Genomic DNA, 24,053 nt, shown 5'->3' on the forward strand with positions numbered 1-24,053 from the left:
ATCACCCCCGCGTGTGCGGGAAAAACGCATTCCTGTGAGGTCATGTTCCTCTCCTTTCAAGGATCACCCCCGCGTGTGCGGGAAAAACACCATTTGCTTCACAAATTGCAAACATAGCGTAGGATCACCCCCGCGTGTGCGGGAAAAACACTAAAAGATCCTATTGAAACCGCTAATCTCGATTGATTCTATCCAAAAATTTATTCACTTTTGTTGATAACTGATAGATTAACTTAGCGTCCTGTAAAGCTCTATGAGGAACTACCTCCTCAATTCCATATTCCTTAAGAGCTGTCTGTAATTGATAGTTAGCCAGAAATAGTTTTTCACTCTTGACAAATTTCTTTAAATCATGAGTTTTATTTGATAATAAAGGCAAACCCAACTTGCTAAGCTCATTGTTAATAAACTTAACATCAAAATTGATATCATAGCCAACTAAAGCTGATTCACCTATAAAAAGCAAAAAATCGGAAAGTACTTCTTTTAAATTTCGACCATTTAGTTCTAATAGAGCCTGAGAAATTCCCGTTAATTTAGAAATCTTCGTAGGCAAGATTCCGTCATATTTGATAAGAGCATTAAACTCTTCTGTAGTGGATGGAGTAACCTTAAGTGCCCCAATTTCTATAATGGTATGTTCATTCTCATCTAAACCATCCGTCTCAATATCAATCACAATATAGGAACTCTGTGGTTTTGAAGAAACTTCTGAATGACTGCCAAAACGCTTGATGCGTCTATACTTAGCAGCATCACTATATCCAAAACTGGATATTTCCCCATTGCTGTCTGTTTGGCTAGGTAATAGAATTAATGGGATTCCATCATAGTCTAGGACACCCCGCTGAGCATTTACGGTATCAAATTGATAGCCAATTTCATTTCTAAAGGCGTAACTAATTGTAGCCTCACCTTTTCCAACGTTCGCCTTAATACGATCCCATAACTTTTCACGAACCCTAGTATTGATATTTCCAACGTAAACCCCTGTGGCTATTTCTTGCATCCACTTGGTTAAATCTCCTTTTAAAGACGGCGGAACATTCTTTAAAGTTAAAACAGTCAGTGACATATTATTAATTCTCCGTATAACTAACTCCATGTTTAACAAGTTTATCCTTATCATCCCACAAAGAAAGCGTATCAATCACTAACTCCTCTTCATCATCTATTTCAAATAAATATTGAATGTCAGTAACTATCCGAGCCATTAACTTGCCATCTACGAAGGAATCTCTTGTTTTCAATCGAGCAACCTTACCAATATCATCATCCTCAGTATAGTTAGCTGCAATTTCAAAAGCTAAGGGAATAGTCAATTCAGCTTTATATAAGTCTGCAATATCATAAATAAAGGATAAATCATGGCCGGTATGTACAAAACCAAGACCTGGAGAAACACCTAGCGCTACCACTATACTGTACACCAAACCGTAAAGTGCTACATTAGCTGCGGATAGTGCCTGATTCACTACCGTCCCTCCTTCAAAATCATCAGGTCGGTAGTCCCTTTTATCCCAAGGAACCTTGAATTTTTCAGATTGCATCCTATATGCTTTTCTCACCCTAGCTCCTTCACGACCCCGTAGTTGCTGTATTGTTAATGTGGTGACATCTTCACCAGGAAATCGCATTTGATACATTTTACGGGCAACAGCTAAACGCGACCGAGAATTTGAAACCAGCTTAGCCTGTTTCTCTAAGAATTTTGTCGAATGTGCTAAGGATCTTCCATGAGCATACTGACGAACGCCTCGCTCACCAACCCAAACCATACTGGTTCCAGCATCTCCTATCAACTCTACAGCACGATGGCTAATATCAGTACCCGGTCCTAACAATAATACACCAATCATAGCAACAGGTATTCTAACTGTTCCGTTGCTATCAAGCACTGTAATAGCGCTATCCACACGATTTATCTTTGCGTGTTCTACGTAAATAAAGCTGACACGATCGCTTATTTTAGGAAGTTCTCGCAGAGATGTTTTCTTCGTTCCACTTTTTTTTACCATGGTTCGTTTCCCAATGGAATAACGGTCATTAAACCAAAACCGTATGCTTTTTTCTTTCCCATTCCTTCTGTCAAAAGCTTCTTAAAAAGATCTGCATCACTAACTGTTAAGATTCCTTCATAAACAACCTTTACCAATCTTATAGGTTTAACAGATTTTTTAAACATCTCATAACCACGTTCAACGATTGAAAAATCTTCTTTTATCAGTGAAAATCCATTTTTGTCAGAGCGGTCTATTAGATAATTCATCTGATATTCTCTCGTAACATGAGGTTTTACAATACCTCTTTTAAGATTATCTGGTGATACTAAGGAAATAACTGGATTAAGAACTACTCGAAATTTCATTCGGCTACCAGTATAGATATTATCTAAAAATTGTTGATAATCCTTAGTTTGAGCACTACCAGAAATCCCATATTTTTCTAATCGTTGTAAATCAGGTTTATTCTCACTAACAATAATCAGGTAATCTTTATCTTGGATACGATCTATACGCCATAATTTCCTTGTTCGAATAGATTGTTCCATTTCTTCTGGAAAACTCTCTTCTACCCAAGCATGATAAGCTCCTATATGTGTTAAGCACCTAATTTTTCGGCGATTGGTGCGATCAATTTCTACTCTTGAGATATACATACCATCAATCTCCTATATTCTTAAAAACATCATGTGACGTATTTCTATCTCGAAACGAATTCCGAACTTGAACCAGTTCTCTAGTTTCATACCTATAACCAAACCTTCTCCCCTTTTGTGAAAAAGACTTGACAACATCTTGTCTCAGTTGATAAATACCTCTATCGGTTAAATGTCTATCAGAATAGATTTCTAAAGTTACGACATCCATAAGCTTTCTCTTCATAAACCATGGTGAAGCTTGCCACTCAAGAGTTCTCAAACTTTCAACTGCTCCAATCTCAGTCTCACCTAAGATAAAATCTGCAGTTAACGGCAGAGCCCTTCTTCCCATAAATGGTTGGAAATAGGGATTTCTCAAAGCTTGTAAAATCATTTCCAAAAACTGCTCATTATTATGAGAAAGAGCCACTACAAAAACAGCATCTTCTAAATAATAACGATTTGTGACATAATTTCGTTCAAATTTTCCTTTTTCTGTAAACTTTTGTGCGATATGAAAATCTCTGAGTAAATTTCCTTGTTGATCCACTCGAACTGCAAAATCCAGCTCGTTTAAACGAGTAATTTTTTCATCATCGTCTCGACGATATCCAAGACTTGAAGCAATCAACCCAATAACAGAACTCTTAGAAGGATAAAAATCCGTATGTCTTGTTTCGAAATGTGAACTTGTCCCCCAAGATTGGAAAGGGCCAGCAAATTTCAACAAAATAGTCTTCATGCCATTCACCTATTTTTTGAGGTATTGTCCTAATGTTTCCGAAAAATCTTTTAATAATTCTGAAACTGAATATTTTTCCTCACCTATTTGTTTTAAACTCTCATTCTCATCCAAAGTCACATAGAAAGTCAAAAGTGGTTTATTCACGAATTTTTCAACTCTTGTATACTCTTTAGACAGTTTTTCAATAGATTTTGCCACATAACCATTTGTTGATTTAACAGGTTCTTCAAAAGCACTGACAAGATTAACAGGACGATCATCACGCAAAGAAACGATTAAAGCCTGTGGTAAAGTTTGATTGGCAAAGGTATTCACTTTCCCTGTCGGGAGTGAATTTGCAAATGCTTCGATGAATAAATTCAAACTATTCTTTAAGGATTTCTCATCCTCTAGTTGTTTTGATAATTCATGAATCGCAACATTGGCATAACGATAGAGCGTAGAAGAGTTAAATTCGATGGTTCCCAGCATACCTGCACCTGCATTATCCTCTGGAGCTAAATCATCAATAGCAGTAAAGAAATCAAATTCAGTTTGTACAGCATGTGTTGAAATAGCATGGGCAACTTGAGAGGAAGCATCCTCGTTTAGAACTGGATCTTCAGCTACCATTCGACCGAACATAGCAACATCAATGGCTGGATTTGAGCTAGCTAGTTCTTGAAGTTCTTTTTTATCAGTCAGATTTTCATAGGCCGCTTGAGCTAATTTCTCAGCTTGTCTATCCCCCATAAAGTAAAGTGCCTTGACTTTACCTTTTTTCTTAATTCCAGTAGCTATCAAGACTGTATCTGCTTTGGTTAGTGCATCTTCAAAACTGATAGAATTATCTAGTTCTACAATTTTACTTGCAACATATCTTACAATGTCTTTTGTTCGGACACCAACATTAGACTGTTCTCCATAAGTGTTAAAATAGTCTCTTATAGCTCTCTTCCAAGCTTGAGAACTCACGCGCGATCTTTTTACACCTCCGTACTGAGCAGTCTTTGGGCTACCTGTATCATCTCTATTCATATTTGAAGGTGGCAAGGTTTGTATAGCATGAATATCTAAAAATAAGCGTTGGTTAGTTGTCATTGTGTTTTTCTCCTTTGATTTGTTTATAATATGATCTTGCCCAATTTAGGCGAAGATCTTCTTGTACATTTTTTAAAAACCAATACAAGTCCTCAGCTAACTTAGCATAATCAACCTTTGTAGCAGGAGACTTTGCTTTGAGTAACATCATCATGTGGCGTAAATGGTAGGTAAACTCTTCAAAAGTTGATGATGTAATCATAACATTGAACCTTCTGTCAATGGCTGTCGTGTCATCTCCTTTTCGAAGTTGACTAAGAGCAGAACCGATATTTTGATAAGTATCGGGCTCATCTAACATCACGCCCGTTGAAGTTCCTTGTTGATGTAAGGCGTAAAATTGGATAGCTGTATAAATTGCTAACTCCTCATAGCTAGGCTGCTGGTATGGATTGACAAACTCCTCTGGTAAATGCTCAAATAAAATCGGCCAGATATCTGTTGCATCGCTCAAGGGTTTACCCAACGTTTTTCTAATTTTTGCCAGAGCAGCTTTACTCGATGGTGACTCCAACTCATAACTCAATTGTCTAATAATTCTTTTTGTGACAGAACCAACTGTCTGTTTGGATTGTTCCAACACACACACCTCCTATTTTAATTGTTGATGAAGCAAATAATCAAATGAATTATAAGCAGTTGCAATATTTTTTATTCGACCATCTTTTTCAATACCGAGGTAGTCCCTCGTTCCTCCTTGACCTAAGATGCTCTTTGCTTCAGCTTTAACCATTTTTTTCAGCAAATCTCTCCATTCTTTGATTTTAGGATCCTTTTCATCATCTGGTAGAATACTGGATAACCATTCTCGAAAAGGGTGATCGATTTTGAAATAGAGCATTTCAACCATCTGATTAGTATAATTGTTGTTTGAGATATTCCTGATTTCTTTTAGATCTTCTATATAGCGTTTATATATTTTAGAAATGACAGTTTTTGTTTCTTCCACTACCTCATTAATACGTGGTACCCAACCACTCTCATTAAAATCCGCCAAAACTAAATCATTGATAAGTATAGAGTCAATAACTTCATCAGTCGGAAGCCATGAAGTAGCATTTCCATCGTCCTGCATACTAATGGAAATAATATTAAATAATCTATTTCCTATTATGTCACCTATATCTCCTAGCCAATCAATAATTCCCGGTTTTCTAAAGCACCCTGTTCTATTTTCTACTGCTAGCAAACCAAAAGACCGCCACAACGATTTATTCAAGAGATGTTTCCTAGGAGTATAGCTATCTTTATTTTCTCCTGTAGTATTATATTTCCATGTTGTCATTGGCTCTAAAAAATTGTCCTGATGATTGATATCGGGTAATTTTACAATCTCAAAAGAGAAAGGCTTATTTAAATCATATTCTGGATTAATATAAATCCCTCTGCTCCAAATCGTATACAGATTAGCTAAATCTGTACATTCACTACCAGACAAATAGCGATTAATATTATCAGAACTAGCAAATTCCCAACAGGGACATTGAATACTTTCTAAATTACCATAGTCATAGAATGGCAAGATACAATTTAGTAACAGCGTTTCAAATAAAGAAGTTCCCTGTATAAAAACTGCACCGATATCAAACAACCAGCCTTTTGACACTTTATATTTTTCTTTTCCAAAAATAACTTTATCGGATAATCCTGAGTACCCTTGAAAAGTTAAAAGCCATCGTGTAAGTTCGGAAGCAGTCAATTGTTCTTTATTTTTACTATTCTTGGGGGAAAATAAGGCTAACTTATTATCACTCTCTGAAATCGTTCTATTGATATTTTTCCCAGAGATACTGCTTGCTTTTGCTTTACTAATTTTATCTGCTGCAATATCCTCTTTTCTAACTTGAAAAAATGGATATTCCTCATCAAATAAGTAAAAGCGATCCCGCCATTTTTCTAGGTAATGATTAACAATGTCTGGGAACTTACCACTTTCCCAAAGATCTATCCATGTATCATATAAATCATCCTGATAGTCAGCAATATCAGATTCTTCCACAGGCTCAATTTGTTTAAACCGCTCATCTACTGCCAGATACTCATAGACATTACCATCTGCATCAAAGCGTGAAAAGACAGTATGTAACACAGCCAGCAAAACTCGCAACACAGCAAAATCTTGCGTTTTTGTATTTCCTGCTAAATCTTTGTACTGATGAGCATTTATAAACAATTCCTGCAAGGAAACTTCTTTTGTTGTTCCTTTTTCATCATAAACCACAGAAATCCAGGGTTCATCTAGCAAATTAAATCGACTCATTCTTATTCAACCTCTCCGTTGTAATTCCATATTTTTTATCATATAAGAGTTTAAACCCATTGAGAATAAATTCATTGTTTTCATCAAAAATAATCCCGAGAGCTCCTTTTAACCACGATGAATTTCGCCATTGACTTAAATAGCTGTTGTTATACCTTTCAAGCTCTTCAATAGTTTGATCGATATTATAGCCCTTGGATAAACTCATCGGAAGTCGTAAAGTATTTTGTGCTACTTTTTTAGCGACCGAAGGATTATCAATATTCTGAGATATATCTTGATTTTCAATAAATAAGCTATAGCCATCAGACATTTTCTTTAAAGCAATCACTTCAATTGTATCTTCAACATCACGAACCTGAGCATTAGATTTTTCTTCACTATCGTTTGGATGCAGGTTCTTCAACCAACCAATCAGACTATTGTTTCTATGTCTCGATATTTTTAAGACAGGATCATCGATACGGTATGTTCTTGCCTTTGTTTCCTTATTTTTAATCGTGACATCATGCTCCGTCTTAGCATCTAAATATTTTTGCTGAAATTCCTGACTTGAAAACTCAATTGTAAAATCTGGACAATAAACTTTCTGGACTAATGGTGAAATATCATCTGGTAATCTCATGATATCTGATAAAAAGTGCTGAGTTCTGGCTAACAGATAATCACCATAAACAAAACTACTTCCTTCTTCAAAATCCAACTCTTGGGAAGTTCCTAAAACGTAAAACCTAGCTATTTCATGCTTTTGAGGCCGTTCTATTTGGTGTCGATGAAGTCGTCCAATACGTTGTATTAGCAAGTCCATAGGTGCCAGATCACTTATCATCACATCGAAATCAATATCCAAGGATTGCTCAATCACCTGAGTTCCAATGATAACTTTCTTATGTGGACGTTCTACATTTTTTCCGATTTGTTGTAATAATTCTTTCTCTTTTTGGATTCTTTCGGTCGCAATAAAACTGGAATGAAGTAATTCCACCATATCATCTCCAAAAATTTCCGAAAAGTTTCTTGCCAACTCTTGGGATCTTCTCACTGTATTGACAATGATTCCAACTACTCCACCGCCCTCAAGGCCATCTTTAACCGTTCCCAATAACTGCTCTTCTTGTAAACGAATGATGTGAATGTCTTTTATGTTTTGCTTATTGAATGTTGTAACTTGATGAATCTCTGAGCCATCATTATAAGTGATTAAAGGATAAGCGTCTGTCTTTAATTGGTCCGTATTTTCAATATCTCGCCATTTGATCCCCATCCCAGACATATAGCTTTTAAGGATATTTTCTCTTTGTTGAGAAGGTAATGTCGCTGACAAAATGACTACTGGAACACCATAGGCTCCCATCCATTTTATCGCCCCCATCAAATATTGACTCATATAAGCATCATATGCGTGAACTTCATCAATTATAACAACCTTTTTACTAAAACCTAGATGACGTAAAGCTAAATGTTTTTGTTTCAATGCCAACATTAAGAACTGATCAACAGTGCCCACTACAAAATCATCTAAAGCCGAAGTCTTTCTCCCAGAAAACCATTCATTAATGATAACACTACCATTTTCTACATCGTCAAAATTAAATGTATTAGCTTTAAGTTTTAAAAAATCTTCGTTTAGAGCTGCTTTCCCGTGTACCAACTGAATAGATAGTATGTCTTCAGAATCATCTTTTAAACTTTCAACCCATTTTTCAATACGATTAAAAATCCCATTCGATGTCGCCTGAGTTGGTAGACCAAAAAAAAGACCGCTTCTTCCCGTCTTAGTAGCTAACTGCTCTGCCGTAATCAATGAAGCTTCTGTCTTCCCTAACCCCATTGGTGCTTCTAGAACTACAATCCCAGGTTTAGATATTTGAGTAATAACATGAGATAAGATTGATTGAACATTATTAGGTTCAAATCCAAATCTTTCCTTATAGAGACTATCTGGTTTTGAGATATATTTAGGTTGCCACAAACTAGTTTTTTTCCACCTTTCAAACCCATCTTGAAGGCGACTTAACTTATCTACCTCCTCTTTTTCATTGACACTCAATAAAGGAAAGTAGTGCTCATTACTAGCAATCCAGTCAGCCATAATCAGCAATCCTGATAAGATAACTTGAGCTGGCTGTTTAATTTTAGGAAGCTCTCTCACAGAGTCAAACCCCAACTCATCTAAAGCACAGTTGAAGATTTCTTTTTGAACCAAATCCCAGTTCTTATGGATAGCACTCTCCTTACTTTCATTTTGAAAATAGTTTGAAAGATAGCTCCCTTGATTTTTTACATCCTCAATCGTATCAATAGGTCGTCCATGGTGTCCACCAATAATAGTCGAAATATCCTCTTGAACACCATAACTAGATAGCAAATATTGACCTGCAAGGCTGTGATGACTCTTTTTCGGTGATGATAGTTGAAGTGAACTAATTTTAGTAAATCCTGACAGCTCCAATTTTTCTAATAGTTGAATATCCAAATCATCTGAATTTGCAAATCCTCTTTGAGTTTGAAAGGCTGGAGTTGCTTTCCCGATATCATGAACAGCAGCTAAAAATTGTGCAAGTCGTTTCCCTAAACCGCCATCATATGTTACTGAATCCAGAGAATCCTCAATCAGTTTTTTTTGCCCCTCACTTAACCAATGCTCCCAGAGAAGTCCAGTTATATTTTTTGTATCTTCTAGATGCAGAGACAAGGGTAACCAAAAAAATCTACCATTTTCTTCCTTTTTCTTAGCCCAAAGCATATCGGACTTTTTCTTAGACATGATTTATCCCTCTTCATCCCATTTTATATATTTCCATTTTATACCTAAAAGTTTTAAAATACAACAACAAACATGGAAGGGGTTACAAAAGCATGCTGTTTGCAAAAAAAGTGTAAACATAAGAATGGGAAAATCCTTTTTAGAGGAGTTTTAAAACATTACTAGAATGATCTGTATTACTATAAAACCATTCACCATAGAATTGCTTCACTTCCATACCCTAAAGTAAGAAATGGATGATATTTCCCTTAAATTAACTGTAAAGGATTGTATTGTTGAAAAACAACTATATTAGTTATGAGGCATAATAACAAGGGAAGTAATAATCATAATGGGTACACTCTCTATGATTCAAATATCAAAAAAAGAGAGAATAATGTAATCCTCTCTTGTTCATCGTTATATGTGAGACTTTTCAATTGATAATGAATTTGTTTTTCTTATGTTTCATCTTTTGAGACTAATACCACGGTTTCAACTAGTTAAGACCGCCAGACTTTTAAAAATTGCTGGGCTTTTTCTAAATTAAAAGTTTTTTCAGCAATCAAGCTTTCTACCAACTTAGGCACTTCAGCCTCTGTGGCTCCTGCAAGGAGGGCTAGTGACTTCGCTTGAAGTTTCATGTGTCCATGCTGGATTCCTGTACTGACAAGAGCTTTAAGAGCTGCAAAGTTTTGTGCAAGACCAATTGATACGATAATTTGAGCCAATTCCTTAGCTGATGGATGACCTAGCAACTCATGGCTGAGAACTACACGAGGATTAAGACCAATTGATCCACCCTTGGTAGCAACTGGCATCGGCAGAGTCATTTCTCCAATCAGTTCTTCTGTTTCCAAATCCATAGTCCAACGACTAAGACCTCGATAGGAACCATCATGACTGGCATAGGCATGTACTCCAGCTTCAATGGCACGCCAATCATTTCCAGTAGCAATCAAGAGAGCATCGATTCCATTAAAGATTCCCTTATTGTGGGTAGCCGCTCGATAAGGATCTGCTTGGGCAAACTGACTAGCTAAAACCATTTTTTCTGCCAGTTCACGCGCTTCATCCTTCTGACGACTCAAATAACGAAAGGCAATACGACAAGTTGCGGTTACTAGAGAATCTGTTGCATAGTTGGATAAAATGCCCATTAAACTTTGCCCTTGACTGAGAGTTTCTAGACTAGGTTTTAGGGCCTCAAGCATGGTATTGAGCATATTAGCTCCCATGGCTTCTTGAGTATCTACATGGAGATAAACCACTAAAAAGTCAGCCTCACCAGAAATTTTCTCAACTTTTAGCTCTCTCGCTCCACCACCACGTTTGACGATAGAGGGATAGGCTTGGTTTGCTCGTTCGAGCAACTCTGTTTTCTGACTCAAAATAGCCTGACAAGCTTTATCCCTATCTGGAACCTGATAAAGAGCTACTTGACCAATCATTTGGCGTTGATTAACCTGAGCAGTAAAACCACCCGCACGCTTGATAATCTTACTTGCAAAAGCAGCTGCAGCAACAACAGATGGCTCTTCGGTCACATAAGGAACGGTGTACTCTTGACCGTTTACCAGTACTTCTGGAACTACTGAGTATGGGAGAGAAAAGGTCCCCACCACATTTTCACTCAATTGGTCCGCAACTGTTAGACTGAGATTTTCATTTTGCTCAAGACTTTCTTGGACTTCAATAGAAGTAAGCGCCTGAGACTTAACTAGCTCTAGGCGCTCTTGAATTGATTTTTTAGCAAATCCATTCCAATTTTTTTTCATTATTTTTCAACCTTGCTGTAGCGACGTTGGTGGTCTACAATCTCAACAAGGGCATAGTCTTGCCCTTCATAACCTGACATAATTGCAGATCCAGACTCATCCAAGTTTCCTTCCTCAAAAAAGATTCGTTCATAGTCCGCAACAGTCAAAGCTTGACGTTGGTCTAGCAATTCTAAGCGATTATTCTGCAATTGTTTTTCATAGCCTTCAACCAATTCTACACTAAAGAACTCAGATACAGCACCACTACCATAGCTGTAGAGGGCAATCTTATCCCCAGCTTTCAGACTATCAGAATTTTCAAGAAGAGACAAGAGTCCTAAAAAGAGTGAACCCGTATAGATATTTCCAACTTTTTGACTATAAATAATGGATTCATCAAAGTGCTTTTGAAGTAAATCCTTTTTCTCTTGAGGTAGAGATTTATCGAGGATTTTTTTCAATCCCTTGAGAGCTAGCTTTGGATATGGCAAGTGGAAACATACAGCTTCAAAATCGTCCAAGTTACAGTCATAACGCTTTTGATACTCTTCCCAAGTCGTTTTTAAGCTATCAAGATACTGCTGTGTTGAGTAAACCCCATTTACAAATGGTGTCGTTGAATAATTTGGACGCCAAAAGTCCATAATATCACGAGTCTGCGCAACGTTATCATTGTTGAAGACCATAACGCGTGGATTTTGGCTAATCAACATGGCAACACAGCCTGCACCTTGAGTTGGTTCCCCAGGAGTTTCGACACCATATTTTGCAATATCACTAGCTAGTACCAAAACTTTTGATTTAGGAGAATTTTCTACGTGTAACTTAGCATAGTGAAGGGCCGCAGTTGCACCATAGCAAGCTTCTTTGATTTCAAAACTACGAGCAAATGGTTGAATCCCAAGCAAACCGTGTACAAAGACAGCTGCAGCTTTACTCTGGTCAATCCCAGACTCTGTCGCAACGATAACCATATCAATCTCTTGCTTCTCTTCTTCAGTCAGGATAGAATTTCCTGCACTAGCAGCCAAAGTAACAATATCCTCTGTTAAAGGAGCAATACTCAATTCTTTTAAAAGGAGTCCTTTACTCAATTTTTCAGGATCAATTCCTCGGGTTTCTGCTAAATCTTGTAATTTCAAAACGTATTGACTGGTCGCAAAACCAATCTTATCAATACCGATTGTCATATTTACCTCTATTTTTATCATTCATTGTAAAAATTCGTTCACCTCTATTTTATCATAATTGAGGTCAAATGAGCGAAAAAAGACTTGATTCCCCAAATCAAGTTCATTTCTATCGTCGTACTCACGCTCTTTCAGCCACTCTACCCACGAAAAAATCGAGTCTTAGCTAGCTCGATTCTTTTTGAGATAATGATACAATTTCAACAAAACTGTTCCACTGGCCATTCCAATGGAGATAACGAGAGCCAACATCATGACTAACATGGCACTAGAAATGGCATGACTGTAGTCACCTGTAACGAAGAAGGAAGTGGTTCGATAGGACAGATAACCTGGCACTAGTGGCGCCAATATTGCCAGAGCAAAAACAACCGCTGGTGTCTTATAGAGGATACTCATAATTTGGCTGACACAAGAACCAATCACAGCAGCAATAAAGGTTGCCAAAATGACATTGGTTGGTTCCTTGAGTATCAGATAGAGTAACCAGATAGACATCCCTAAAACTCCACCAGGTATCAGCATGGAACGTTGTACATTTAAAACGATTAAAAAGGTAATAATGGCAAGCAAACTTGCCAGAGCTTGCAATAAAAATGTTGTTAGTGTCATATTAGTTCATGAGTACGAGGGCAACTGATGTTCCAGCCCCTAAGGCAAGGGTAATCAGCAAGGATTCAAACATCTTGCTCATACCAGAGTTAATGTGATTGGTCATAATATCTCGAACAGCATTGGTCAGGGCAATTCCAGGTACAAAAGGCATAACCGCACCAGCAATGACCAAATCAGCTGTCGATGGTAAACCGGAATAGCGCGCCCAAAATTGTGCAATCAAACCAAAGACAAGAGCACCTGCAAAAGCTGTCATAAAAGGAATACGAATAAACTTCTCTACATAGAGAGAGCAAGTAAAGGCAAATAAGGTCGCCACTCCTGCTCCGATTGCATCGTAGACATTCCCTCCAAACATGATTGAAAAGAAAGGAGCACTGAGAGTCGCTGCTGCAGTTAGTTGAACATTGGTATAGGGAGACGCCTTAGCATTTAATTCCTTTAATTGGATAAAGGCTGTCTCCAAATCAAGCTGTCCTGATACAAGTTGTCGTGAAATCTGGTTAACATCACATACCTTCTCAATATTATAAGAGGAGGATGTCACTCGCTTCATACGAGAGATATTTGTATTTTCAATGGAGAAAAAAATGGCGGCAGGCATGGCCAAAACATTACAATCCATAATGCCCTGTGAATGAGCAATCCGAATCATGGTATCTTCAACACGATAAATCTCAGAACCATTGCGAAGCAGAATTGTTCCAGCTAGCATGATGACATCAATAACTGCATTCAGTTTTTTTGATTCTTCCATATTTCCCTCCTTTTTCAAACTCCATTTTATTTTATCATAATTTCGGAGGAAAAAAAATCTTTGTCACAAAAACTGTGACAAAGATTGGTTTATATAGAGAGTCTATTGATTTCGTTGACTTCCAGTTCCATCTTGTGTAGGAGTTGTTGGATGGTTACCCTGCGTAGGATTTGTAGGGTTTGTTGTGTCAGTTTGACCAGAATTATGTTCTGACGAAGATTGACTACTTGAAGGTGAAGTTTTTTTAGGTTTATAAATGTATAGTTTAACTATCGGATTGCTTAAATCTAGTTTTTCATCCGGTGCAGGACTTTGTTTCGCAATCTCGCCTTCTTTAATTCCTTCTTGTGCTATCTCCACTTCTTTAATTTCAATTCTATCTTCACTAATACCTATACTTTTAAGATTATTTCTAGCAAATTCAAGACTCGAGCCAATGTAGTTTGGCATATTTATCGTCGTTACCTTTTTCTTTTTAGCAACGGTCAATACAATAGAAGTGGCCTTGCTAAGATCATAGGTCGTACCTTCAGATAAACTCTGTTTCAAAATCACACCTGGTTCCGATTCACTGGACTCTTCTTCCTCAATCTTAATCAGATTTTCAGGAACTTTTTTCTCTTTCAACTCTGCAATAACATCAGTAGATTTGCGTCCAATATAGTTTCCAATCTTAAATGATTGTTTACCTGAAGATATGATTAGATTAACTTTAGATCCTTCCTTGCGAGCTGAACCAGCATCTGGATCTGTCCGAATCACTCGTCCTTCCTCGACTGTTTCACTAGCTTCCGTTTTCTCATCACCAACTTCAAAGTTGGCTTTTTTCAAGGTTTCCTTAGCTTCAGCAACTGTTTGACCTGCTACATTTGGAATATCGATGGTAGCTGGTGTTCTGGATAAAATCCATACCAGAGAAGCCGCAACCAGTACGAAACTTGCTAGTAGAACCAGATAGCGTGCTTTAAAATGACGTTTTTTCACTGGTTTTTCCACAGATTTTTTGGCGCTTACTTCTGGGCTAGCTTTAGTTGCCTGATGGCTATCTGTCTGTTGTTGAACCTTAGGAATAGAGGTCAAGGTTGTTTGAGAAACCTTTGGCAATGTCTTTGTGTCCGCCTTAGTAGCATCATCAAAAACAAGTTTAGGTTCATTTCTGCGGTTATAAGATAGACTGCTAGATAAATCAACATACATCTCTGAAACCGACTGGTATCGATCTGTAAGCTTTTTAGCAGTTGCTTTGATGACCACATTCTCCAAAGCTTGGGGAACAGATGGGTTTTCAGCTATGACCGAAGGAAGAGGTTTTTGAAAATGCTGGAGGGCTATAGTTACTGCACTATCGCCATCATAAGGGATATGCCCTGTCAGCATCTCATAGAAAATAATCCCCATGGCATAGATGTCACTCTGGACAGTTGCCTTAGAGCCACGAGCCTGCTCAGGTGACAAGTAGTGAACAGAACCCAGCATAGAGTTGGTCTGAGTCAAACTGGTCTCTGCAAAGGCTACAGCAATCCCAAAGTCCGTCACCTTGGCCGTTCCATCAGGAGTTAAAAGAATATTTTGAGGCTTTAAGTCACGATGGACAATACCTTTAGTGTGCGCCAAGCGCATCGCTAAGAGAATCTGACCCATGATACGGACAGCTTCTTCATTTGAGAGGGGATAGTGTTCTTTGATATAGCGCTTGAGATCAAGACCAGCTACATATTCCATAGCTAGGTACTGTTGACCGTCCTCTTTGCCGATATCCGTTATCCGAACGATATGGGGATGATCTAAGTCAGCCATTGCACGCGCTTCACGCTGAAAACGAGCAACAGCAATCGGGTCAGTCTGGTAGTTAGTCCTCAAGACCTTAACAGCTACCTCTTCCCCATCTAAAATCAAATCCTTGGCCAGGTAGACATCTGCCATACCTCCACGGCCAATTTGTTTGATAATCCGATACCGCCCGGCAAAAATCTTGCCGATTTGGATCATTCTGCCGCCTCCTCCTTAATCGAAACAAGGGCAACTGTAATATTATCAAGCCCTCCGGCATTGTTGGCAAAGCGTACCAAAGTGGCTGCCTTATCATCAAGCGAAATATCGCTTGTCACAATATCATAAATCTCACTGCCTGAAATCATATTGGTTAGACCGTCGCTATTCATGACCAGATAGTCACCTGGTTCCAAGCTGACAATTCCAAAATCAGGCTGAATTTCGTCTTTTTGTCCGATAGATTGGGTAATGATATTCTTTTGTGGATGTGCTTCAGCTTCTTCAGGTGTCAATTGACCTGCCTTGAGCAATTCATTGACCAAAGAATGATCACTAGTCAATTGATGGTATTCTTCACCACGAATCAGGCCGATACGTGAATCTCCAATATGAGCATAAATAGCTTGATGATCAATAATTGCAAGGGCTTCTAGAGTTGTCCCCATTCCCTTGTAGGCTTCATCACGCCCCATTTGATAAATCTTTTGATTTTCAACTTCTAGATGGTGGGCAAACCATTCGCGAACTTCATTAACGGTGTCAATCTGCGTATCAACCCAGGCAACACCTAAATCAGTTACTGCCATCTCGCTGGCAATATTACCTGCACGGTGTCCTCCCATCCCATCAGCCAAGATGATCATTGTACGACCGGCACGGTTGACAAAAAGATTGACATAGTCTTGATTATTTGTACGTTTCTGACCCACATCTGTTAATAATGAAATCTCCATTGTGTCAGTTCCTTCCTAATTGGATATCTTACGAAATTGGCTGATAAAGAATCCATCACTTCCGTATAATTCCGGAGTAATGAGGATACAACCATTTTTCACGATATCCTTACATTCATGTTCTAGTTTAACCTGCTCAAACTCGGGATGACTTTCTAAAAAAGCTTGAACCACTTGAAAGTTCTCTTCCGAGACAATAGTACAGGTACTATACGTTATTATACCACCTTTACGTAGCGTTTGACAAACACTACCTAATATTTCCAATTGAATTTCCTGTAATGACGCGAAATCTGCTGTCTCTTTATTATATTTGATATCTGGTTTTCGACGCAATAGACCAATCCCTGAACAAGGAGCGTCGACTAGAATTTTATCAAATTGATCCTTACCAAAAAACTCGTGGACCTTTCGGGCATCCAGTTTTTGCGTTTGGACACGGTCTGCTACGCCTAAACGCTCAGCATTCTCTTGAATTAAAGTGAGTTTGTGGTCATAGAGATCTAGAGCCGTTACCTGACCTGTCGTCAGATAGGATGCCATATGGGCGGTCTTTCCGCCAGGAGCTGCACAAGCATCTAAAACCTGCTCGTCGCCTTGTAGCTCTAGTGTCGGTGCAACCAGTTGACTAGACTCGTCCTGAATAGTGATAGCACCTTCTGCAAACAAGTCATGACTAGCAAAATGCCCCTGTTCCTTAACCAGACCAACAGGAGATAAATGAGAATCACTTGCACTAAGCAAAGTTTTGATCTCTTCTTTTCGACTCAAATCTGTTACGCGAATACTGGCTTTATTACGTTTTAATAGACTTTCAAAAATCGCTTGCGCTCTCTCATCACCGTACTCTTCCTTTAGCTTAGAAATCAACCAAACTGGTAAAGAGTATGCAATAGAGTCACGCTTATTTTTACGTTTGATACTGGCAATATCTGGCAAGCCCTCACGCAAGATACGGCGCAGAACAGCATTGACTAGTTTTTCGCTACCTTTTTTTCGAAATTTAGCAATTTCAACTGCTTCATTGACCACTGCATGGTCAGGTAGCTTATCCAAGTATTGGAGTTGATAGACACTCATGAGAAGTAAAACATAGAGCCAGCTGTCTAGCTTGTCTCTATCCTCAATAAAGTGAGATAAGTACCACTCTAAGGTTAGTTTTCGAGCTACCGTTCCATAGACCAGTTCGGTCACCAAGCCTTTATCTGCCGCTGACAGTTGACTTCCCTTAAGATGTTTGTTTAAAGCGATATTGGAGTAAGCTTGTTGGATAAAGACATCCTCCAATACCTCTAGGGCTAAACTTCTAGCCGTTTCTACTTTAGTCACCAAATCGTTCTCCTACTGCCAAAGTTCGTCCCACACCGTTGAGGAAGGAAGCAATGTCCATTTTAGGTTTTCCTGCTGGTTGAACCTGTTTGAAAGACAGGGCTCCTTCTGCTGTTGCGACAATCAGTTCCTTCTTACCGATGGAAAGAATCTCACCTGGAGTTCCATGACCTTCTACAGGGAGTGCTTCATAGATTTTGAAGCGTTCGCCCTTTAGAAAAGTATGAGCAACTGGCCATGGATTCATCCCACGAATTTGGTTAAAGAGTTGACGATTGGTCTTGTTCCAGTCCAACTTTTCTTCTTCAGGTTTGATATTAGGCGAAAATGTAACCTGGCTTGGGTCCTGTGGTTGAGGCTGAATCTCGCCAGCAATGTATGCAGGCAAAGTATCCAAAAGCAAATCACGACCAACAATCGCCAATTTCTCAAACAAGGTTCCTACATTGTCCTCATCTGTAATTGGAATACTACGACGAGAAATCATATCTCCTGCATCCATTTCCTTGACCATTTCCATAATGGTTACTCCTGCCTCCTCATCACCCTGAATCAAGGCATAATGGATAGGAGCACCACCACGGTGTTTAGGAAGGAGCGAAGCGTGAACATTGACCGCAAAGTCCATGCTATCAAGGAGTTTACTTGGGAGAAACTGCCCAAAAGCAGCAGTAACAATCCCATCCGCTCCTAGCTTCATAATAGCTTCCATCTCTGGACTTTCAGATAGTTTTTCAGGTTGATAGATAGGAAGTCCTGCCTCTTTGGCAGCCTGCTTGACTGGGGGTTCTTGGATCACTTTTTTACGACCAACAGCACGGTCTGGCTGGGTCACAACGGCTAGAATTTCGTAACGGTCATCTGTCAAAAGCCCTTTTAAGACTGTTGCTGAAAAGTCGGGTGTCCCCATAAAGATTAATTTTGTCATATCTTCTCCTTCTTATAAAAATTGCTGTGGCTCATGGTCAATGCTGAGACGGAGCTCACTATTTTCCCGTTCTTGAGTCAAGGCTAAGACCTGGTTGAGGGTTGGCCCTAGCTCATCTTCTAAACGATATTTAATTAAAATCTGATAATGATAGAGGTTATGAGTACGAGCGATAGGTTTTGGCGTCGGACCTAGAATTACACTAGCATCCGATAAACCTGACCGCAAAATCTCCATGACTTCATAAGCACGTCTAAGAACCTCTTCTTCTTTTTTATGAGATAAGGTGATTCCAATAGTGAAATAATAAGGTGGATAACCCAACTGACGTCTGATGCCCATTTCATAGACATAGAAACCTTCGTAATCCTGATCCTTTGCGAATCGAATGGCATAATGCTGAGGATTATAAGACTGAATCAAGACCTGACCTGCTTTTTCAGCACGACCAGCGCGACCTGCCACCTGGGTCAAGAGTTGGAAGGTTCTCTCAGAAGAACGGAAATCAGGCAGGTTCAAGGCTGTATCCGCATTGAGAACACCAACCAAGGTCACATTTGGAAAGTCCAAGCCCTTGGCAATCATCTGGGTTCCCAGAAGAATATCCGCTTCACCCTTGCCAAACTGCTCAAGAAGTGCTTGGTGACAACCTTTTTTGCGAGTTGTATCCACATCCATGCGCAGAATACGTGCCTCTGGAAAGAGTTCAGCCAGCTCATCGTAGGCCTTCTGGGTCCCTGTTCCATAGTAACGAATACTACGACTCTGACAGTTTGGACAAACATGAGGAATTTCCTTAGAAAATCCACAATAATGGCAGTTCATGGTTTTAGTATCCATGTGTAGCGTCAAGGAAATATCACAGTTTGGACAGGTATCAACAGTCCCACATTCCCGACACATAACAAAACTAGAATAGCCACGGCGGTTGAGCATGAGAACCACTTGCTCTTTTTTATCCAGTCGATCTTGAATGGCCTCAATCAGTGGTGGTGTAAAGTTTGATGTTTCATTCTGCCCGATATAGTCACGGAAGTCAATCAGTTGAACTTCAGGAATACTTGCTAAAGGATTGGCACGTTTAGTCAGGCGTAGATGCTGATAGACACCCTTGCCAGCACGCGCACGACTCTCTAGACTCGGTGTTGCAGAACCAAGGACTAGGGCAGCTTGATTGTACTGAGCTCGTAAAAGAGCCACATCTCTAGCATGATAACGAGGATTGCTGTCTTGCTTATAACTAGCCTCATGCTCTTCATCGATAATGATAACACCTAGATTTTTCAAAGGGGCAAAAATAGCAGACCTGGCCCCAACAACTACCTGAGCATCTCCACGCTCCACCTTGCGCCACTCATCATACTTTTCACCATTGGACAAGCCTGAGTGGAGGATGGCAACTTGCTCACCAAAACGAGCAATAAATCGCTCGGTCATTTGAGGTGTCAGAGAGATTTCCGGAACTAGAACAATCGCTGTTTTTCCCATATCCAGGGCACCTTGGATAATCTGCAGGTAAACCTCGGTTTTACCACTTCCTGTAATTCCTTGAAGCAGAAAGGGAGGATATTGCTTCCCAATCGCTCCAACAACTGCCTCACAGGCTACTTTTTGCTCTTGATTTAACTCTAAGGCTTGATTCGACTCGATTCCTTCAAAATAAGCAGCTGAGCGTTGAACTTCCTTTTGAAAAATCGTCAAAGCACCCTGTTCCACAAAGAAATTGACTTGTTCCCGTGAGTAATGTTCTAACAAAGTAGCCAAAGGAACTGTTTCAGGATGAGCTAATAAATAATCTCGCAGTTCCAATTTCTTCTTGGCACGGTTTGAGATTTCTAGCTTTTCTAATTTATCAAGATTCACTTCAACCCAAGACTGCGTTTTGACCTTCTTCTGGTCTACAGCCTGATACTCTAGCCTCAAGAGACCTTTTCGAGTCAATCGCATCATCTCAGCCTGCTTTTCTATGTCTAGAGATGAAAATGCTAGAGACTCCTGCGAACCAAACAAACGGTCTCTATCTTCTTGACTTAAGCCTTTCAGAGGATAGAGGATTTTATCATAGCTAGAATTCAAAAATCCAGGGAGCATAGCTTTTAGAATGGAAATTTTGTAGGAGAAGACTGATTTACGTAACTCCTCTGCTAGCCAGAGTTGTTCCTCTGTTAGAACTGGAGAAAAGTCAAGTACCTCTGCAATCTCTTTCAAATCTTCGTCTGCCACATCTGCATCAGATTGAGACTCCATTCCAAGAACAATTCCCTGAATCAAGCGATTGGCCTTTCCAAAAGGTACATGAACTCGCATGCCGACTTCCAGCATCCCCTCAAATTCCTCAGGAATTTTGTAGCTATAGGGCTGGTCTGTCTGCATCAAGGGAACATCCACAATGATTTTTGCAATGGCCATATCCTCACCTCCTTCTCTTCTTAAATCCTTTTAATTGATTGAGTATTCTTGCAATAGAAAAAATAAGATTGAGTCCCCCCAACCTTAAATTTTTTCACCTTCTTCTTTTTCTTTCGCGATTTGCTCTTTGATTTTCTTTTCTTCTTCTTCTTTCAATCGTCTTTCTTCTTCGATACGACGGCGAACAGCTTCGCGTTTTCCTTCTGGATCTGGATGAATGGTTACATTCCCTGATTCAATTTCTTCCAAGGCACGAAGCGTAGATTTTACAGATTTGAATTCTTGAGTTGGAGGTGCTCCAGCTTCCAATTCGTGAGCACGTTTTGCTTCCAAGATTACGAGTGAATATTTTGATGGTACCTTGTCAAGTAAGGTATCAATAGAGGGTTTAAGCATCATTTGTTTGTACCTGTTTTCTATAGTTTATCGAATAGTCGGAGACTTTGGTAGCATATCCTGATAGTGACCAATCACGCGGTCTACACGGAAATGTTCTGCTTCAATGACACGTTTGACACGTTCTGCGGCAAGAGAAACATGGTCATTGACAATAGCGTAGTCATACTCACGCATCAAAGCAATTTCTTCCTTGGCTTTTTCGATACGCTGAGCAATTACTTCTGCGCTATCTGTACCTCGGCCTACGAGACGGTCTTGCAATTCTTCCAAATCTGGTGGTGTCAAAAAGATAAAGACAGCATCTGGAACTTTTTTCTTGACCTGAAGAGCTCCCTGCACTTCAATTTCAAGAAAGACATCGATTCCCTTATCAAGTGTTTCATTAACATAAGTCAGAGGAGTACCGTAGTAGTTACCGACATACTCTGCATACTCTAACATCTGTCCTTGACGGATCAATTCTTCGAATTCTTCACGCGTACGGAAGAAATAGTCAACTCCGTCTACTTCACCTGGACGTTGCGCCCGCGTTGTCATAGATACAGAATATTGAAATTGATTTTCAGAACTCTCAAAAATTTCTCGTCTAACCGTTCCTTTTCCAACTCCTGAAGGACCTGAAAAAACGATTAGTAAGCCTCGGTCTGCCATTATATCTCCTTTGGATAGTTTGTGAAATGACTTGAAAATTTCTGTAAGATTATATATCTAAAGCCATTTCTGCTCGCTACAATCTTTCTATCTAGTGTAACAAAAAAGCAGTAATTTTTCAACTGCTCTTTCTTATTTATTTTGCATAATCAACTGCACGAAGTTCACGAATCACGGTTACCTTGATATTTCCTGGGTAATCGAGATTGTTTTCAATTTTCTCACGAACTTTATGAGCCAAGATTGTGACCTTGTCATCTTTGATTTGACCTGGATTTACCATAATGCGGATTTCGCGACCAGCTTGAAGGGCAAAGCTATTTTGAACACCTTCAAAGCTATTAGCAATTTCTTCAAGATCATGGAGACGTTTGATGTAGCTTTCGAGTGACTCACTACGAGCTCCTGGACGGGCAGCACTCAATGCATCCGCCGCAGCAACAATGACTGCGATCACACTTTCAGGTTCTACATCTCCGTGGTGACTGGCAATAGTATTCACCACAACTGGGTGTTCCTTGTACTTGCGCGCCAATTCAGTACCAATCTCAACGTGGCTACCTTCTACTTCACGGTCAATGGCTTTACCAATATCGTGGAGGAATCCCGCACGACGAGCAAGGGTAGCATTTTCACCAAGTTCGCTGGCCATGATACCAGCCAACTTAGCAACTTCAATCGAATGACGCAAGACATTTTGTCCGTATGAAGTACGGAACTGCAAGCGTCCCATGATCTTCATCAAGTCTGGGTGAAGGTTTGGTGCACCAATTTCATAGGCTGCGGCTTCACCATATTCACGAATCTTATTGTCAATCTCTTGACGATTTTTCTCAACCAACTCTTCGATACGAGCTGGGTGGATACGTCCATCCTTAAGCAAAGTTTCCATCGTCATACGGGCAATCTCGCGACGGATAGGATCAAAACCTGACAAGGTTACCACTTCTGGAGTGTCGTCAATGATAACATCAACCCCTGTCAAACTTTCAAAGGTACGAATATTACGCCCTTCACGACCAATGATACGACCTTTCATGGTATCATCAGGCAGATGAACTGTAGAGTTGGTAGACTCAGCTACATACTCACCAGCAATTCTCTGCATGGCTTGAGACAAGATATCCTTAGCCAATTTGTCTGAACGTTCCTTAACTTCTTGCTCAGCCTCACGAATGCGACTAGCAATTTCCTTAGTCAAGTTTTCCTCTGTCTGGGCCAAGATAATGTCTTTTGCTTCCGACTGAGTCAGAGTTCCAATACGCTCTAGTTCAGCTTGCTTTTGTTTCTCAATTTCTTCTAGTTGCTCTTCACGTACATCAAGGTTTTTTGCTCTATCAGAAATACTTTGTTCTTTTTGTTCAAGTGTTTTTTCTTTGTTCGTCAAATTGTCATCTTTACGATCAAGACTGCTAGCACGTTCGGTCAAACGACTTTCGATCTGCTTGAGTTCTTGACGTTCTGATTTAAATTCAGCGTCCACTTCTTCACGGTATTTTCTGGCTTCTTCTTTGGCCTCCAATAGTGCTTCTTTTTTAAGAGACTTGCTTTCGCTCTTAGCTTCATTGAGTAATAAATCCGCTTCGCGCTCAGCTTGTCCTCGTAAATTAGTTGCTTCTTGTTCAGCATTTAAAAGCATCAGCTCTGCAGCCTCTTGTGATGATTTCATCTTGACTGAGATGCTGACATATCCAATGACTAAACCAATGATGACGGCAAAAACAACGATAACAATCGCCATAATTTCCATGTTTTTACCTCAATTTATTTGTTTATCCGAATGATATGCATTCTTATACATTCTACCATAAAAAATC

The 24,053-nt window shown here is 39.4% G+C and carries 20 protein-coding genes; all 20 read right to left on the reverse strand.

The genetic code is table 11. The annotated features are described in order from the left end of the window. Positions 1 to 172 precede the first annotated feature (172 nt). The 20 genes from cas2e to HMPREF2619_RS10560 all read right to left on the reverse strand — a co-directional run bounded on the left by cas2e (position 173) and on the right by HMPREF2619_RS10560 (position 23,986). Positions 173 to 1,075 (reverse strand): type I-E CRISPR-associated endoribonuclease Cas2e, encoded by a 903-nt coding sequence (gene cas2e / locus HMPREF2619_RS10465; protein ID WP_070461133.1) that lies wholly within the window; start codon positions 1,073 to 1,075, stop codon positions 173 to 175. Positions 1,076 to 1,079: 4 nt separating this feature from the next. Beyond that, complete coding sequence (gene cas1e / locus HMPREF2619_RS10470) at positions 1,080 to 2,018, reverse strand: type I-E CRISPR-associated endonuclease Cas1e (RefSeq protein ID WP_070461135.1); 939 nt, start codon at positions 2,016 to 2,018, stop codon at positions 1,080 to 1,082. Next, positions 2,012 to 2,659 (reverse strand): type I-E CRISPR-associated protein Cas6/Cse3/CasE, encoded by a 648-nt coding sequence (cas6e, locus tag HMPREF2619_RS10475; RefSeq protein ID WP_070461137.1) that lies wholly within the window; start codon positions 2,657 to 2,659, stop codon positions 2,012 to 2,014. The genes cas1e and cas6e overlap by 7 nt, the downstream gene beginning before the upstream one ends. Positions 2,660 to 2,663: 4 nt before the next feature. Next, positions 2,664 to 3,383, reverse strand: coding sequence for a type I-E CRISPR-associated protein Cas5/CasD (gene cas5e / locus HMPREF2619_RS10480; protein ID WP_070461138.1), 720 nt, complete (start codon positions 3,381 to 3,383; stop codon positions 2,664 to 2,666). A gap of 9 nt (positions 3,384 to 3,392) precedes the next feature. Next, entirely contained in the window at positions 3,393 to 4,466 is a 1,074-nt protein-coding gene (gene cas7e, locus HMPREF2619_RS10485; RefSeq protein ID WP_070461141.1) for a type I-E CRISPR-associated protein Cas7/Cse4/CasC, read from the reverse strand. Beyond that, the gene (casB, locus tag HMPREF2619_RS10490) at positions 4,456 to 5,049 is read right to left on the reverse strand and encodes a type I-E CRISPR-associated protein Cse2/CasB (RefSeq protein ID WP_070461144.1); all 594 of its coding nucleotides are present in this window, start codon (positions 5,047 to 5,049) and stop codon (positions 4,456 to 4,458) included. The genes cas7e and casB overlap by 11 nt, the downstream gene beginning before the upstream one ends. A 9-nt stretch (positions 5,050 to 5,058) precedes the next feature. Further along, on the reverse strand, positions 5,059 to 6,726 hold the full coding sequence (locus HMPREF2619_RS10495; protein WP_070461146.1) for a type I-E CRISPR-associated protein Cse1/CasA: 1,668 nt from the start codon (positions 6,724 to 6,726) through the stop codon (positions 5,059 to 5,061). Further along, entirely contained in the window at positions 6,713 to 9,493 is a 2,781-nt protein-coding gene (locus HMPREF2619_RS10500; protein WP_083279660.1) for a CRISPR-associated helicase/endonuclease Cas3, read from the reverse strand. Before HMPREF2619_RS10500 ends, HMPREF2619_RS10495 begins: the two co-directional genes overlap by 14 nt. A gap of 482 nt (positions 9,494 to 9,975) precedes the next feature. Beyond that, positions 9,976 to 11,250, reverse strand: a complete 1,275-nt coding sequence (locus tag HMPREF2619_RS10505; RefSeq protein WP_070461151.1) for a hydroxymethylglutaryl-CoA reductase, degradative — start codon at positions 11,248 to 11,250, stop codon at positions 9,976 to 9,978. Continuing rightward, positions 11,250 to 12,422 carry a hydroxymethylglutaryl-CoA synthase gene (locus HMPREF2619_RS10510; RefSeq protein WP_070461153.1) on the reverse strand — a complete coding sequence of 391 codons (1,173 nt, stop codon included), beginning with the start codon at positions 12,420 to 12,422 and terminating at the stop codon, positions 11,250 to 11,252. Before HMPREF2619_RS10510 ends, HMPREF2619_RS10505 begins: the two co-directional genes overlap by 1 nt. A gap of 162 nt (positions 12,423 to 12,584) precedes the next feature. Further along, positions 12,585 to 13,034: a threonine/serine exporter family protein gene (locus HMPREF2619_RS10515; protein ID WP_045763178.1), complete on the reverse strand. Its 450-nt coding sequence runs from the start codon at positions 13,032 to 13,034 to the stop codon at positions 12,585 to 12,587. 1 nt (position 13,035) lies between these two features. Beyond that, positions 13,036 to 13,794 (reverse strand): threonine/serine exporter family protein, encoded by a 759-nt coding sequence (locus HMPREF2619_RS10520; RefSeq protein ID WP_070461156.1) that lies wholly within the window; start codon positions 13,792 to 13,794, stop codon positions 13,036 to 13,038. 102 nt (positions 13,795 to 13,896) lie between these two features. Next, entirely contained in the window at positions 13,897 to 15,783 is a 1,887-nt protein-coding gene (gene pknB, locus HMPREF2619_RS10525) for a Stk1 family PASTA domain-containing Ser/Thr kinase (protein ID WP_070461157.1), read from the reverse strand. After that, positions 15,780 to 16,520, reverse strand: coding sequence for a Stp1/IreP family PP2C-type Ser/Thr phosphatase (locus HMPREF2619_RS10530; RefSeq protein ID WP_070461160.1), 741 nt, complete (start codon positions 16,518 to 16,520; stop codon positions 15,780 to 15,782). The genes pknB and HMPREF2619_RS10530 overlap by 4 nt, the downstream gene beginning before the upstream one ends. A 15-nt stretch (positions 16,521 to 16,535) precedes the next feature. Next, a complete protein-coding gene (rsmB, locus tag HMPREF2619_RS10535; RefSeq protein WP_070461198.1) occupies positions 16,536 to 17,849 on the reverse strand; it encodes a 16S rRNA (cytosine(967)-C(5))-methyltransferase RsmB in 1,314 nt (437 codons plus the stop codon). Further along, positions 17,842 to 18,777 (reverse strand): methionyl-tRNA formyltransferase, encoded by a 936-nt coding sequence (fmt, locus tag HMPREF2619_RS10540; RefSeq protein ID WP_070461162.1) that lies wholly within the window; start codon positions 18,775 to 18,777, stop codon positions 17,842 to 17,844. Before fmt ends, rsmB begins: the two co-directional genes overlap by 8 nt. Positions 18,778 to 18,789: 12 nt before the next feature. Beyond that, a complete protein-coding gene (locus HMPREF2619_RS10545) occupies positions 18,790 to 21,186 on the reverse strand; it encodes a primosomal protein N' (RefSeq protein WP_070461165.1) in 2,397 nt (798 codons plus the stop codon). Between the two features lie 84 nt (positions 21,187 to 21,270). Continuing rightward, positions 21,271 to 21,585, reverse strand: coding sequence for a DNA-directed RNA polymerase subunit omega (gene rpoZ / locus HMPREF2619_RS10550; protein WP_007554975.1), 315 nt, complete (start codon positions 21,583 to 21,585; stop codon positions 21,271 to 21,273). 24 nt (positions 21,586 to 21,609) lie between these two features. Next, complete coding sequence (gene gmk / locus HMPREF2619_RS10555; RefSeq protein WP_060956086.1) at positions 21,610 to 22,236, reverse strand: guanylate kinase; 627 nt, start codon at positions 22,234 to 22,236, stop codon at positions 21,610 to 21,612. A 136-nt stretch (positions 22,237 to 22,372) separates the two neighbouring features. Beyond that, on the reverse strand, positions 22,373 to 23,986 hold the full coding sequence (locus HMPREF2619_RS10560) for a ribonuclease Y (protein WP_070461168.1): 1,614 nt from the start codon (positions 23,984 to 23,986) through the stop codon (positions 22,373 to 22,375). Positions 23,987 to 24,053: the final 67 nt, after the last annotated feature.

The organism is Streptococcus sp. HMSC074B11, assembly GCF_001808705.1.
Lineage (GTDB): Bacteria > Bacillota > Bacilli > Lactobacillales > Streptococcaceae > Streptococcus.

Coding starts and splice junctions, on each gene's coding strand:
- cas2e (WP_070461133.1), bottom strand. CDS start 1,075: ATGTCACTGACTGTTTTAACTTTAAAGAATGTTCCGCCGTCTTTAAAA.
- cas1e (WP_070461135.1), bottom strand. CDS start 2,018: ATGGTAAAAAAAAGTGGAACGAAGAAAACATCTCTGCGAGAACTTCCT.
- cas6e (WP_070461137.1), bottom strand. CDS start 2,659: ATGTATATCTCAAGAGTAGAAATTGATCGCACCAATCGCCGAAAAATT.
- cas5e (WP_070461138.1), bottom strand. CDS start 3,383: ATGAAGACTATTTTGTTGAAATTTGCTGGCCCTTTCCAATCTTGGGGG.
- cas7e (WP_070461141.1), bottom strand. CDS start 4,466: ATGACAACTAACCAACGCTTATTTTTAGATATTCATGCTATACAAACC.
- HMPREF2619_RS10495 (WP_070461146.1), bottom strand. CDS start 6,726: ATGAGTCGATTTAATTTGCTAGATGAACCCTGGATTTCTGTGGTTTAT.
- HMPREF2619_RS10500 (WP_083279660.1), bottom strand. CDS start 9,493: ATGTCTAAGAAAAAGTCCGATATGCTTTGGGCTAAGAAAAAGGAAGAA.
- HMPREF2619_RS10505 (WP_070461151.1), bottom strand. CDS start 11,250: ATGAAAAAAAATTGGAATGGATTTGCTAAAAAATCAATTCAAGAGCGC.
- HMPREF2619_RS10510 (WP_070461153.1), bottom strand. CDS start 12,422: ATGACAATCGGTATTGATAAGATTGGTTTTGCGACCAGTCAATACGTT.
- HMPREF2619_RS10515 (WP_045763178.1), bottom strand. CDS start 13,034: ATGACACTAACAACATTTTTATTGCAAGCTCTGGCAAGTTTGCTTGCC.
- HMPREF2619_RS10520 (WP_070461156.1), bottom strand. CDS start 13,794: ATGGAAGAATCAAAAAAACTGAATGCAGTTATTGATGTCATCATGCTA.
- pknB (WP_070461157.1), bottom strand. CDS start 15,783: ATGATCCAAATCGGCAAGATTTTTGCCGGGCGGTATCGGATTATCAAA.
- HMPREF2619_RS10530 (WP_070461160.1), bottom strand. CDS start 16,520: ATGGAGATTTCATTATTAACAGATGTGGGTCAGAAACGTACAAATAAT.
- fmt (WP_070461162.1), bottom strand. CDS start 18,777: ATGACAAAATTAATCTTTATGGGGACACCCGACTTTTCAGCAACAGTC.
- HMPREF2619_RS10545 (WP_070461165.1), bottom strand. CDS start 21,186: ATGGCCATTGCAAAAATCATTGTGGATGTTCCCTTGATGCAGACAGAC.
- rpoZ (WP_007554975.1), bottom strand. CDS start 21,585: ATGATGCTTAAACCCTCTATTGATACCTTACTTGACAAGGTACCATCA.
- gmk (WP_060956086.1), bottom strand. CDS start 22,236: ATGGCAGACCGAGGCTTACTAATCGTTTTTTCAGGTCCTTCAGGAGTT.
- HMPREF2619_RS10560 (WP_070461168.1), bottom strand. CDS start 23,986: ATGGAAATTATGGCGATTGTTATCGTTGTTTTTGCCGTCATCATTGGT.